Raw genomic sequence first — 11,783 nt, 5'->3', positions numbered from 1 at the left:
CGCCGACTCGGCGGTGCAGGATCAGCGGTGCAGGATCAACGGTGCAGGATCAACGGGCAGACGTTCCCTCGACGTAGTCGGAGTCGTGCGACTTGACCCACGCCATGAGCTTGCGGAGCTCGCGCCCGGTCGTCTCGATCGGGTGCGCCTCGCCCTTCTTGCGGAACGCGGTGAACTCCGGCGAGCCGTTGTCCATGTCGGCGATGAAGCGCTCGGCGAACTTGCCGTTCTTGATGTCCTCGAGGACCGCGACCATGTTGGCCTTGACGTCGGGGGTGATGACGCGGGGGCCGGAGACGTAGTCACCGAACTCGGCGGTGTCGGAGACCGACCAGCGCTGCTTGGCGATGCCGCCCTCATACATCAGGTCGACGATCAGCTTGAGCTCGTGCAGGCACTCGAAGTAGGCGACCTCGGGCTGGTAGCCGGCCTCGGTCAGGACCTCGAAGCCATACATGACCAGCTGCGAGGCGCCGCCGCAGAGCACGGCCTGCTCACCGAAGAGGTCGGTCTCGGTCTCCTCGGTGAAGGTGGTCTTGATGCCGCCGGCGCGCAGGCCGCCGATCGCCTTGGCGTAGGAGAGCGCGAGCGGCCAGGTGTCACCGGACGCGTCCTTCTCGACCGCGACGAGGACGGGAACGCCGCGGCCGTCGACGTATTCACGACGCACGAGGTGCCCGGGGCCCTTGGGGGCGACCATGAAGACGTCGACTCCCTCGGGGGGCGTGATGTAGCCGAAGCGGATGTTGAAACCGTGGCCGAAGACCAAGGTGTCACCCTCGGCGAGGTGGGGCGCGATCTCCTCGGCGTAGAGCTTGCGCTGGTGCTGGTCCGGAGCCAGGATCACGATCACGTCGGACTCCTCCGCGGCCTCCGCGGGCGTCACGACGCGCAGGCCCTCGGCCTCGGCCTTGGCGCGGCTCTTGGAGCCGGGCTGCAGACCGATGCGGACGTCCACGCCCGAGTCGCGCAGGGAGAGCGCGTGCGCGTGGCCCTGGCTGCCGTAGCCGATCACCGCCACGTTCTTGCCCTGGATCAGGGACAGGTCGGCGTCGTCGTCGTAGAACATCTCAGCCACGTCGGGCTTCTCCTTCTGGTTGTTTCACTCTGGGGTTCGTGGGTCTGCTCAACGTCGTACGCCGGGTCGCGGGGTCGCGACTCAGCTCACGCTGGCAGGTGGTGCGGGGATCGCGACCGGGCGCAGGCTGCGCTCGGAGATGGAGCGGGAGCCACGACCGATGGCGACCTGGCCCGACTGCACGAGCTCGCGGACCCCGAAGGGCTCGAGCACGCGCAGGAAGTCGCCGATCTTGGCGGTGTTGCCGACGATCTGGATCGTCACCGCGTCGTTGGCCACGTCGATCACCTTGGCACGGAAGAGCTGCACGGTGTCGAGCACGTGCCCCCGCGTCTCGGCGTTGGCGGCGACCTTGACCAGGACCAGCTCGCGGTTGACGGAAGCCTGCGGGTCGAGCTCGACGATCTTGATGACCTCGACGAGCTTGTTGAGCTGCTTGGTCACCTGCTCGAGCGGCGACTCCTCGACGTTGACGACGATCGTCATGCGCGAGACCTCGGCGTGCTCGGTCGGGCCCACGGCGAGGGAGTCGATGTTGAACCCGCGACGGCTGAAGAGCCCGGCGATGCGGGCCAGGACCCCCGGCTTGTTCTCGACGAGGACGCTCAGGGTGTGGGTGGTCGTCACAGGTCGTTCTCCTCGAACTCCGGCGCCAGGTCGCGGGCGTACTTGATGTCATCGTTGCTGGAACCCGCGGCGACCATCGGCCAGACCATGGCGTCGCGGTGCACGCGGAAGTCGACGACGACGGGCACGTCGTTGATCTCCATCGCCTTGCGGATGGTGGCGTCCACGTCCGCGGGGTCCTCGCAGGCAAGCCCGACGCAGCCGTAGGCCTCGGCGAGCTTGACGAAGTCGGGGATCCGCTTGGACTGCAGGTCGGTGTTGGAGTAGCGCTCGTTGTAGAAGAGCGTCTGCCACTGGCGCACCATGCCGAGCGACTCGTTGTTGATGATCGCGACCTTGATCGGGATGTCGTTGATCGCGCAGGTGGCCAGCTCCTGGTTGGTCATCTGGAAGCAGCCGTCGCCGTCGATCGCCCAGACCGTCTGGTCGGGGCAGCCGACCTTGGCGCCCATGGCACCGGGGACCGCGAAGCCCATGGTGCCCAGCCCGCCGGAGTTGATCCAGGTGTTGGGCTTCTCATAGCTCACGTAGTGCGCGGCCCACATCTGGTGCTGGCCGACCCCCGCGGTGTAGATGGTGTCCTCGCCGGAGATCTTGCCGAGGCGCTCGATGACGTATTGCGGCGCCAGGCCCTCGGCAGGCGTGTCGTAGCCGAGCGGGTACGTCGTCTTCACACCGGCCAGGAACTCGACCCACTGCTCGTAGTCGCCGGTGGTGCCCGCGTCGGCCTCGGTCTGCAGCGCGATCACCAGGTCGCTGATGACCTCGCGCACGTCGCCCACGATCGGGACGTCGGCGTGACGGTTCTTGCCGATCTCGGCGGGGTCGATGTCGGCGTGGATGACCTTGGCCCCGGGGGCGAAGGAGTCCAGGTTGCCGGTGACGCGGTCGTCGAAGCGCGCCCCGAGGCTGATGATGAGGTCGCTGCGCTGCAGGCCGGCGACCGCGGCGACGGTGCCGTGCATGCCCGGCATGCCGAGGTGCTGCGGGTGGCTGTCGGGGAAGGCACCGCGCGCCATCAGGGTCGTGACGACCGGCATCCCGGTCAGCTCGGCCAGGACCCGCAGCTCCTTCGACGCGCGCGCACGGATGGTGCCGCCGCCGACGTAGAGGACCGGGCGGCGCGACTCGAGGATCAGCCGGGCGGCCTCGCGGATCTGCTTGGCGTGCGGTCGGGTGACGGGGCGGTAGCCGGGCAGGTGTAGCTCGGCGGGCCACTCGTAGGTGGTGGTGGCCTGAAGGGCGGACTTGGCGACGTCGACGAGCACCGGGCCGGGACGACCCGTGGAGGCGATGTAGAAGGCCTCGGCGACCGTGCGTGCGATGTCGTCGGGGTTCGTCACGAGGAAGCTGTGCTTGGTGATCGGCATCGTGATACCGCGGATGTCGGCCTCCTGGAAAGCGTCGGTGCCGATCGAGCTGGCCGCGACCTGCCCGGTGACGGCCACCATGGGCACCGAGTCCATGTGGGCGTCGGCGAGCGGGGTGACCAGGTTGGTGGCGCCAGGGCCGGAGGTGGCCATGCAGACGCCCACCTTGCCGGTGGCCGAGGCGTAGCCCTGCGCCGCGTGCCCGGCACCCTGCTCGTGGCGCACGAGAATGTGGCGGATCGAGGAGTCCATGAGCGGGTCGTAGGCCGGGAGGATCGCGCCTCCCGGGATGCCGAAGATGTTCTCGGCGCCCGCTGCTTCCAGCGACTTGATCAGGCTTTGCGCGCCTGTCATCTGCTCGCTCATCAGGTGTCATCCTTCGTGGTGGTCCGGTGCGTTACCGACAACTGCGTTTGCAACATCTGTGCTTCCAACAAAAAACCCCTCGGTTGCCTGGGCAACGAGGGGCGACGCGCTGGCTGATCTCGATCAGCTGGCGCGTCCAGTGCGTACAAGAAGGTCGTGAAGCATGGGCCAACCGTAACGCCGCGGGTGTCGTGCCGTCATGCAAGTGTGACAGGCGTCCCACATCGCGGGACGCCGGTCCCAGCATGTGAATCGCTCCGCCCCGGCTGGGGATCAGGCGGAGGCCGAACGACCCACCCACGTGGTGAGGCAGATCTTGTTGCCCTGGGCATCGGCCAACACCCAGAACGATGGCGCCCGCTCGTCGCTGACCAGGGTGCCCCCGGCCTCGAGCGCGGCGGCGATGCGCGACTCGACCTGCTCGGGCGGGATGCGTAGGTCGAGGTGGAAACGCTGGGCCGGCTCGTCGTGCCGCTCGGCCTCCTGGAACCAGATCGTCGGGCGGGTGCCGTCGGGGTCGACGAGCTCGTCGTCGTGGGCCTCGGTCGCCTCGTAGCCCAGCACGGCCGCCCAGAAGGGCTTGATCTCGTCGTGGTCCCAGGTGTCGAGGCCCAGCTCGAGGACCCGGGTGACGGCGGGTGCGGCCTTGGCGCCCAGCGAGCCGGCGAGGTCGCTGATGCGGCGCGCGAGGTCGACGTCGCGCCTCGTCACGCCACCGACGTCGTGGCTGGTCAGACGGACGTCGACCCGGGGGTAGGACAGCTCGAGGTCGGGGTGGTGGCCCATCTCCTCGGCGGCCGCACCGATCCGGTCGACCAGCGCCAGCCCGGTCGCGAAGTCACCGGTCTCGAAACGCGCGTGCAACGAGGAGAACATCAGCCGCCAGTCCTCCAAGAGCGCGGTCTCGATGTCGTGCCCGTCGAGCACGGTCTTGTCGCCAGCCTTGTCGTCGGCCTGGTCGTCGTCGCTCATGGCAGCACCACCTGTCCTATCGGTCCGGGGTTGTAGGCGATCTCCCACCTGTACCCGTCGGGGTCGCCGAAGTAACCGCTGTAGCCGCCCCACTCACGCTCGAAGGGCTCGCTGACGGGGTCGGCGCCGGCGGTGCGCGCGGTCGCGAGCACCTCGTCGACCTCGTCGTGGATGGGCACGTTGTGAGCCAGCGAGACCGGCACGATGCCGGGGCCGCGCATGATCGGACCGACCTCGGCCTCGAACTCAGGCGCAGCCCAGAGGGAGAGCACGAGGTGTTCCCCCACCTGGATCATCAGGACCTCGCCGGGAACGTCCAGGGCGGCCGGCCAGCCGAGGCCGTCGACGTAGAACGTGCGCGACGCGTCCAGGTCCGCCACGGCGAGTGTGATGAAGCTGATCCGAGGATCCATGCGCCCCAACCTACGCCGGGTCGCCGACACCCTTGCTCCACGCGGTGTAGGACCGCACCGGTGCGCGTCGCGGCCGGACCAGCCACGGCCACGGGTGCACCTCGACCGGCTCGAGGCGGGCAGCCAGCCGTGCCCACCCCGGCACCGGCGCGTACGTCGTGGCGACAGCCAGGTCGGCCAGCTCGACGTCGACACGTCCCCGGCGCACCTCCACGGGGCGGGTGGCGGCCAGGTCTCCGAGCGTCTCGGCGAGGAACACCAGCCGCTTGCCGGACAGCCGCAGCCGCTGCAGGAGCGGCTCGTCGAAGACGAAGACGGCCGGGCGCTCGTCGTCGGCGGCCAGCGCCGGGTCGGTGATGCCCAGCGACTCCGCCGTCAGCCAGACGACGTCGCCCCCGGCTCCCTCGACGGTCTCCGGGCCGCCCGGGATGTCACCGACGCCCAGGTGGGGGCCGTCGATGGAGCCGCCGGGCTCGGTGTCGGGCCACTGCGGGATGGGGCAGGCGTCGCGCAGCTCGCACGAGACGCAGAGCTGGGGCGACCGCTTCTCGACCTGCCAGCGGCTGAAGCCGTAGGGCTTGCCGCTGCCGGTGCCGACCGTCCACTGCCAGCCGAGCCGGTTGGCGGCACGCGACCCGTCGAGCAGGTGGACGAACATCGCGTCCTCCCCCGCCCGCCACGGCGCACCGGCGCGCACCGCCCACTGCGAGGCCATCCACATGCGCACCTGGTTGACCATCCAGCCGTCCCCGCGCAGCTCCTCCATCGCGGCTCCGACACAGGCCATCTGCGCGGGCCACCGGTCGTCCCACGGGCGCGTCGGTGTCGGTTGGGCGTGACGCAACGGCTCGCCGAGCGCCGGGCCGACCCGGGCGTAGAGGTGGCGGGCGTATTCCTGCCAGAGCAGCTCGTAGCGGTATTTGTCCCGGTCGCGCCCCGGTGCGTCGGCCACCGCGTCCCAGACCTCGCGGAGGCTGAGCAGCCCGTGGCGGATGTAGGGCGAGAGGCGGGTCGCGCCACGCCGCTCGACCGGGAGCACGATGCTGCGGTCGCGGGCGTAGCCGGTGACGTCGAGGCCGGCGAGCGCGGCGTCTGCGGCGACCTGGCCGCCCCGGATCGCGCCGGGCCGGATCCCTCCAGGCCCCTCGAGGGCCAGGTCGCCGAGGTGCTCGGCCACCCATGCCACCACGTCGTCGGGGGCTGCGCCCGCGCCCGGCGAGGGTGGTGTGGGCAGGATCATCCGAGATCGTCGTCGTCAGGCACGTCGCAAGCGTAGGTGGCGCCACCGACGTCCTACGCTCTAGCCATGAGGCTCGACAGCAGGACTGCGCAGCGCTGGCACGCCCTGACCGCGGCCGTCGTGGTGGCCGCGCTGGTCCTGCAGCTCGTGCTGATCGTCATCGGCAACCCGGTGCTCGCCGAGTCGGAGCCACCGGGGCTGGCGATGCGGCTCTACCGGTTCTTCGCCTACTTCACGATCCAGAGCAACCTGCTGGTCGCCGTCGCTGCCGTCGGCCTGGCCCTCGACCCCGCGCGCGACGGTGCGACATGGCGGGTCCTGCGGCTCGCCGGCATCGTCGGGATCGCGATCACCGCCGTCGTCCACTTCTTCCTGCTGCGTCCGCTGCTGGACCTGGCGGGCTGGGACTACGCCGCCGACAAGCTGCTGCACATGGTCGTGCCGGCCCTGGCGCTCCTCGGGTGGTTCGCCTTCGGCCCACGACCCCGGACCAGCTCGCGGGTCGTGTGGCTGGCCTTGCTCTTCCCGCTGGTCTGGGCCGCCTGGACGCTGGTCTTCGGCGCCCTCGACGGGTGGTACCCCTATCCGTTCCTCGACCCCGACGAGAAGGGCTGGGGTGCCGTGCTGGTCGCCGTCGTCGGCATCACCGCGATGTTCCTCGCGATCTTCGGCGCCGCCGCGTGGTGGGACCGCCGCCCCCTCAGCCGAGCGTCTGAGTGATCTCGCGTCGTCGGTCGTCGACGACGACGCGGGCGAGGGCGCCGTTGACGAGCGGGAGGAACGGCTGGGCGTGGCCGCACTCGACGTCGAGGACGATCGGGACGTCGAGCATGCCGAGGGCGTCGATCACGGCCTCGTGCTGGCTGAGGTCGTCGAAGCCCTTGGCCCGGGTGCGACCGATAAGGATGGCCTCGGCCTCGTCGAACCAGCCGGCGTAGCGCAGCCCGTGGAGGATGCGGGCGACGTCGTAGGCGGGGTAGTCAGCGACCTCGAGGTAGACGATCAGCCCCTCCTCGGCGTGCGCGCGGCCGAACGCCGGGACGTCGCCGTAGGGCGTGCCCGCGAGCGCGGTCATGATCTCGACACAGCCCCCGACCAGTCGTCCGGTGACGTCGAGGCCTCCCCCGCCCACCAACGTCCACGAGCCGATCCCGTCCAGCGTCATCGTCGAGACGCCCGGGTCGCCGGCGTAGTCGTCCCAGCCCGAGTCGCGGAAGCGCCCGGGACTGGTCTGCACGAACGGCTCCGTGGCCGACGCGACGTCGACCCAGTGCAGGAGCCCCTCGGGCGGCACGTAGGGCGTGTCCATCAGGTTGCTGCCGTGCAGCGTCGCCCAGCCGAGCCGCAGCGTCAGCGGGAGCATCCACGCCGTCGAGTCGCTGAAGCCCACGGTCCAGGTCGGCTCGGCCTGGGCGAGGGCGTCCCAGTCGAGCTCGTCGAGCAGGTCGATCGCGAGCTCGCCGCCCCAGGGCGGCACGACGGCCCTCACCTCCGGGTCGAGCAGCATCGACATCAGCTCCGCGGCCCGCCGCTCCTTGGGCGCCGACGTCACCCGGTCGGCGGACATGCACTCCCCGACGACGACCTCGAAGCCGCGGTCACGCAGCGAGGCGACGCCCGCCTCGAGACGCGGCCAGAGCCGCGCGTCGACCCCGCTCGACGGTGAGGTGACCCCGATCCGGTCGCCCGGCTGCAGTGCGCGTGGGAAGAGCATCGGCTCAGCCTGTCAGGCCCTCCAGCGCGACGCGAACCGATGCGAGGCCCGCCTCCACCTCGGCGTACGACGTCGAGAGGGGTGAGAGCCCGATCCTCAGGCCTTGGGGGTCGCGGTAGTCGGGGATGACGTCCTGCGCCCACAGCGCCGCGGTGGCCTCGCGCATGTGCGGGTGGTTGAGCGTGACGTGCCCACCACGCCACGCGGACTCGCGTGGGGAGGCCAGGGTGACCCCCGGCAGGGTCGCGTCGGCGATGGCGATGGCGTGCTCGGTCAGCCCGACGGACTTGACCCGGACCGCGTCCATGCCGACCTCATCGATCAGGGCGAGCATGTCCTGCATCGCGAGCATCCCGATGATCGGCGGGGTGCCCGAGAGCATCCGCTGGATGCCGGGCGCGGGGGCGTAGGACGGCCCCATCAGGAAGGGATCCCGAGCGCCCATCCAGCCCTGGACCGGCTGTTCGAGCTCGTCGAGGAGTTGCGCGGCGACGTAGACGAAGGCGGGCGCGCCGGGGCCGCCGTTGAGGTACTTGTAGGTGCAGCCGACCGCGAGGTCGACGTCCCACGCGTCGAGCTCCGTCGGCACCGAGCCGACCGAGTGCGAGAGGTCCCAGAGCACGAGCGCTCCGGCGTCGTGCGCGATCCGGGTCAGCGCGGAGGCATCGGCGAGGTAGGCCGAGCGGTAGGCGACGTGGCTGAGCACGACCAACGCGGTCTGCGGCCCGACCGCAGCAGCGAGCAGGTCGGCGGAGACCCCCGAGGAGGTGTCGACGTCGATCCAGCGCAGGGTCAGCCCGCACTCGCGAGCGACCCCGTCCGCGAGATAGCGGTCGGTCGGGAAGTTGTCCCGGTCGATCACGATCTCGGTGCGCCCGGGGCGAGCCGCGACGGCGGCACGCATCGCCTTGTAGAGCAGCACCGTCGTCGAGTCGCCGACTGCCGTCTGACCTGGCGCAGCACCGAGGACGATGCGTCCGAGCTCGTCACCGAGCACCCGCGGCAGGTCGAACCAGCGCTCGTCCCAACCCCGGATCAGCCGCCCGCCCCACTGCTGCTCCACGAACGCCGCGAGCCGCGGGCCGGTCGCCGACAACGGGCGCCCCAGCGAGTTGCCGTCGAAGTAAACCAGCGGGGTCTCGGCGCCGACGAAGCGGGCGCGCAGCGACGCGAGCGGGTCGGCCTGGTCCAGGGCGTCAGCAGTCATGCTGAGTTTCTACCCTGGGTCACTGGAAGGAGATGAACCGGACCCGCGGACGGATCCGGTGCACCTCCCGCGGTCCCATCCGGTTGACGTCCTCGTCGTAGAACAGCTTGAAGCCCATCGTGAACTTCTCGGGGAATGCCACGACGCCGTACGTCGCGAGCTTCTCCCGCTGGTTGCCGAAGCCGTCGACGTGCTGCACCAGCGCCAGCCCCGGCCGCTGCCGCACCTTGTCGATGCGCTCGACCATCGACGTGCGGAACTGGTGGAGCACGAAGAGCTTCTCCGGCAGGTCGCCCTGCACGGTCAGCCGCGACAGCCAGGCCGAGGTCCGGTTGACCTCGAACGCACCGACCGACCCGATCACCGTCCCCGGCACCTCACGCGAGTCCATGCGCCACTCGGGGTCGAGCGCCAGCCCGACGTGGGGCTGGCGCAGCGCCCACTCCCAGCGCTTCGCGACGTCGAGGAAGTCAGCGCGTCCCGGCTGCAGGTCCAGGAGCAGCAGTGCCCCCTGCCGACGGGCGGCCGCGACATAGCGGCGTACGCCGGCGGGATCGATGTCGTGGCTGTAGTCGCCGTCAGGCCCGGGCGTGCGGTCAGCGACCGTGACGATCAGCTCGTAGACCGGCTGGACCGGCGCCCCGGGTCGCGCGAACGGAGCCGCCGCCCGCACCAGCCGCCGGTGCGCTTCAGGGACAGAGGTCTCCCCCAGCACGCCGAGCGCCCCCGTGCCGGCCGTGCCGTAGTAGGCGACGAGGACCCGGTTTCCACCGAAGACCGTACGACGACCGCCCGGCAGCGTCGCGCCCTCCACCGGCGGGGCCGGCGTGACCGACTCAGTCGGCTCGGGCACCTCGCTGGGCACCTCGCTGGGCACCTCGCTGGGCACCTCGCTGGGAACAGGCGGCTCCAGGTCGGGCCCGACGCTCTCGACCGCACCGGGGACGGGCGGCACGAGGACGTCGGGGTGCGCGACACCCCACGCCACGGCGATCAGCGCCACCATGACGAGAAGGACCAGGAAGAGCTGGGGGGCACTCCGGTCGGGACCGCTCACGCGGGCACCCGATCAGCTCGTGACGGCGCCGTGGGCCGCGGACTGCACGACCTTGGCGTACTTGCCGAGGACACCGCGCGTGTATTTCGGGGGCAGCGGCTCCCAGCCCACCTTGCGGGCCTCCCACTCCTCGGGCGAGCCGTCGATCTCGACGTCGAGGGTGCGGTTGAGGACGTCGAGGGTGATCTGGTCACCGTCGCGCACGAACGCGATCGGGCCACCGTCAGCGGCCTCGGGCGCGACGTGCCCGACGCACAGGCCCGTCGTGCCTCCGGAGAAACGGCCGTCGGTCAGCAGCAGCACGTCCTTGCCGAGGCCGGCCCCCTTGATCGCGCCGGTGATCGCGAGCATCTCGCGCATGCCGGGGCCACCCTTGGGACCCTCGTAGCGGATGACCACGACGTCCTTCGGCTTGATCTCGCCGGCAGCGAGCGCGTCCATCGCCTTGCGCTCGCCGTCGAAGACGCGCGCGGTGCCGGTGAAGACCGAGTCGTCGAAGCCGGCCGACTTGACCACGGCACCGTCGGGAGCGAGCGACCCCTTGAGGATGGTGATCCCGCCGGTCTTGTGGATCGGGCGCTCCATCGAGCGGATGACGTCGTCGTCGACGGCCGGGGGGTCGATGTCGGCGAGGTTCTCCGCGAGGGTCTTGCCGGTGACGGTGAGGCAGTCGCCGTGCATGAGGCCGGCATCGAGCAGCGCCTTCATGACCATCGGGATGCCGCCGACCTTGTCGACGTCGTTCATGACGTACTTGCCGAAGGGCTTCAGGTCGCCGAGGTGCGGGACCTTGTCCCCGACGCGGTTGAAGTCCTCGAGGGTCAGGTCGACCTCTGCCTCGCGGGCGATCGCGAGCAGGTGCAGGACCGCGTTGGTGGATCCGCCGAGGGCCATCACGACGGTGATGGCGTTCTCGAAGGCGTCCATCGTCATGATCTGACGCGCGGTGATGCCGCGGCGCAGCAGCTCCACGACGGCCTCGCCGGAGCGATGGGCGAAGCCGTCACGGCGACGGTCCACCGCCGGCGGGGCAGCCGATCCGGGCAGCGACATGCCGAGGGCCTCGCCGACTGCGGCCATCGTGTTGGCGGTGTACATGCCGCCGCAGGCGCCCTCGCCGGGGCAGATGGCCCGCTCGATCTTGTCGACCTGCTCACGGCTCATCTTGCCGGCCAGACACGCACCGACGGCCTCGAAGGCGTCGATGATCGTGACGTCCTTGCCGTCGACCTGGCCGGGCATGATCGAGCCTGCGTAGAGGAAGACGCTGGACAGGTCGAGCCGCGCGGCGGCCATCAGCATGCCGGGCAGCGACTTGTCGCAGCCCGCGAGCAGCACCGAGCCGTCGAGGCGTTCGGCCATCATCACGGTCTCGACGGAGTCGGCGATGACCTCGCGTGAGACCAGCGAGAAGTGCATGCCTTCGTGGCCCATGGAGATCCCGTCGGAGACCGAGATGGTGCCGAACTCCAGCGGGTAGCCGCCGGCGGCGTGCACACCGTTCTTGACGGCCTTGGCGAGCCGGTCGAGCGAGAGGTTGCAGGGCGTGATCTCGTTCCAGCTGGACGCGACACCGATCTGAGGCTTGACCCAGTCGTCGTCCCCCATGCCCACCGCGCGCAGCATGCCGCGCGACGCGGTCGCCTCGAGGCCGTCGGTGACGGCACGCGAGCGGGGCTTCAGGTCGAACTCCTGCTCGCACTTCTGGGGGCCCTGGGCGGCGTCGTCACTCATGAGGA

Annotated in this window: 11 protein-coding genes; 1 reads left to right on the top strand and 10 read right to left on the bottom strand. The window is 70.5% G+C overall.

Going from position 1 to position 11,783, the window contains the following annotated elements; translation table 11 throughout:
- Positions 1-49 precede the first annotated feature (49 nt).
- The 6 genes from ilvC to BM204_RS02850 all read right to left on the bottom strand — a co-directional run bounded on the left by ilvC (position 50) and on the right by BM204_RS02850 (position 6,066).
- Positions 50-1,078: a ketol-acid reductoisomerase gene (ilvC, locus tag BM204_RS02875; protein WP_091110263.1), complete on the bottom strand. Its 1,029-nt coding sequence runs from the start codon at positions 1,076-1,078 to the stop codon at positions 50-52.
- An 81-nt stretch (positions 1,079-1,159) separates the two neighbouring features.
- The gene (gene ilvN, locus BM204_RS02870) at positions 1,160-1,705 is read right to left on the bottom strand and encodes an acetolactate synthase small subunit (protein ID WP_091110262.1); all 546 of its coding nucleotides are present in this window, start codon (positions 1,703-1,705) and stop codon (positions 1,160-1,162) included.
- A complete protein-coding gene (locus tag BM204_RS02865) occupies positions 1,702-3,441 on the bottom strand; it encodes an acetolactate synthase large subunit (RefSeq protein ID WP_174812973.1) in 1,740 nt (579 codons plus the stop codon). Before BM204_RS02865 ends, ilvN begins: the two co-directional genes overlap by 4 nt.
- 273 nt (positions 3,442-3,714) lie before the next feature.
- A complete protein-coding gene (locus BM204_RS02860; RefSeq protein WP_091110258.1) occupies positions 3,715-4,413 on the bottom strand; it encodes a 4a-hydroxytetrahydrobiopterin dehydratase in 699 nt (232 codons plus the stop codon).
- Positions 4,410-4,826: a VOC family protein gene (locus tag BM204_RS02855; protein ID WP_091110257.1), complete on the bottom strand. Its 417-nt coding sequence runs from the start codon at positions 4,824-4,826 to the stop codon at positions 4,410-4,412. The genes BM204_RS02860 and BM204_RS02855 overlap by 4 nt, the downstream gene beginning before the upstream one ends.
- A 10-nt stretch (positions 4,827-4,836) precedes the next feature.
- A complete protein-coding gene (locus tag BM204_RS02850) occupies positions 4,837-6,066 on the bottom strand; it encodes an FAD-binding domain-containing protein (protein WP_091110255.1) in 1,230 nt (409 codons plus the stop codon).
- A 66-nt stretch (positions 6,067-6,132) separates the two neighbouring features.
- Between BM204_RS02850 and BM204_RS02845 the strand changes: the two genes are divergently transcribed.
- A complete protein-coding gene (locus BM204_RS02845; protein WP_091110253.1) occupies positions 6,133-6,786 on the top strand; it encodes a Pr6Pr family membrane protein in 654 nt (217 codons plus the stop codon).
- Here the strand turns inward: BM204_RS02845 and BM204_RS02840 are convergent.
- Genes BM204_RS02840 through ilvD form a run of 4 tightly spaced genes read right to left on the bottom strand, consistent with a single transcriptional unit; the run spans position 6,767 to position 11,778 of the window.
- Positions 6,767-7,780 (bottom strand): S66 family peptidase, encoded by a 1,014-nt coding sequence (locus BM204_RS02840; RefSeq protein ID WP_091110252.1) that lies wholly within the window; start codon positions 7,778-7,780, stop codon positions 6,767-6,769. The two genes, BM204_RS02845 and BM204_RS02840, sit on opposite strands and share 20 nt — an antisense overlap.
- A gap of 4 nt (positions 7,781-7,784) precedes the next feature.
- Positions 7,785-8,987, bottom strand: coding sequence for a kynureninase (locus BM204_RS02835; RefSeq protein ID WP_091110250.1), 1,203 nt, complete (start codon positions 8,985-8,987; stop codon positions 7,785-7,787).
- Between the two features lie 19 nt (positions 8,988-9,006).
- Complete coding sequence (locus tag BM204_RS02830; RefSeq protein ID WP_091110249.1) at positions 9,007-10,044, bottom strand: hypothetical protein; 1,038 nt, start codon at positions 10,042-10,044, stop codon at positions 9,007-9,009.
- A 12-nt stretch (positions 10,045-10,056) separates the two neighbouring features.
- On the bottom strand, positions 10,057-11,778 hold the full coding sequence (gene ilvD / locus BM204_RS02825) for a dihydroxy-acid dehydratase (protein ID WP_091110247.1): 1,722 nt from the start codon (positions 11,776-11,778) through the stop codon (positions 10,057-10,059).
- Positions 11,779-11,783: the final 5 nt, after the last annotated feature.

Source organism: Nocardioides psychrotolerans, assembly GCF_900113685.1.
GTDB lineage: Bacteria > Actinomycetota > Actinomycetes > Propionibacteriales > Nocardioidaceae > Nocardioides > Nocardioides psychrotolerans.
Note: the sequence above shows the minus strand (reverse complement) of the source record. Positions and strands in the feature narration are given on the sequence as shown.

Excerpts from the sequence above, each read along its gene's own strand:
- BM204_RS02850 (WP_091110255.1), bottom strand. The coding sequence starts at position 6,066 with ATGATCCTGCCCACACCACCCTCGCCGGGCGCGGGCGCAGCCCCCGAC.
- BM204_RS02835 (WP_091110250.1), bottom strand. The coding sequence starts at position 8,987 with ATGACTGCTGACGCCCTGGACCAGGCCGACCCGCTCGCGTCGCTGCGC.
- BM204_RS02855 (WP_091110257.1), bottom strand. The coding sequence starts at position 4,826 with ATGGATCCTCGGATCAGCTTCATCACACTCGCCGTGGCGGACCTGGAC.
- BM204_RS02845 (WP_091110253.1), top strand. The coding sequence starts at position 6,133 with ATGAGGCTCGACAGCAGGACTGCGCAGCGCTGGCACGCCCTGACCGCG.
- BM204_RS02840 (WP_091110252.1), bottom strand. The coding sequence starts at position 7,780 with ATGCTCTTCCCACGCGCACTGCAGCCGGGCGACCGGATCGGGGTCACC.
- BM204_RS02860 (WP_091110258.1), bottom strand. The coding sequence starts at position 4,413 with ATGAGCGACGACGACCAGGCCGACGACAAGGCTGGCGACAAGACCGTG.
- ilvD (WP_091110247.1), bottom strand. The coding sequence starts at position 11,778 with ATGAGTGACGACGCCGCCCAGGGCCCCCAGAAGTGCGAGCAGGAGTTC.
- BM204_RS02865 (WP_174812973.1), bottom strand. The coding sequence starts at position 3,441 with ATGAGCGAGCAGATGACAGGCGCGCAAAGCCTGATCAAGTCGCTGGAA.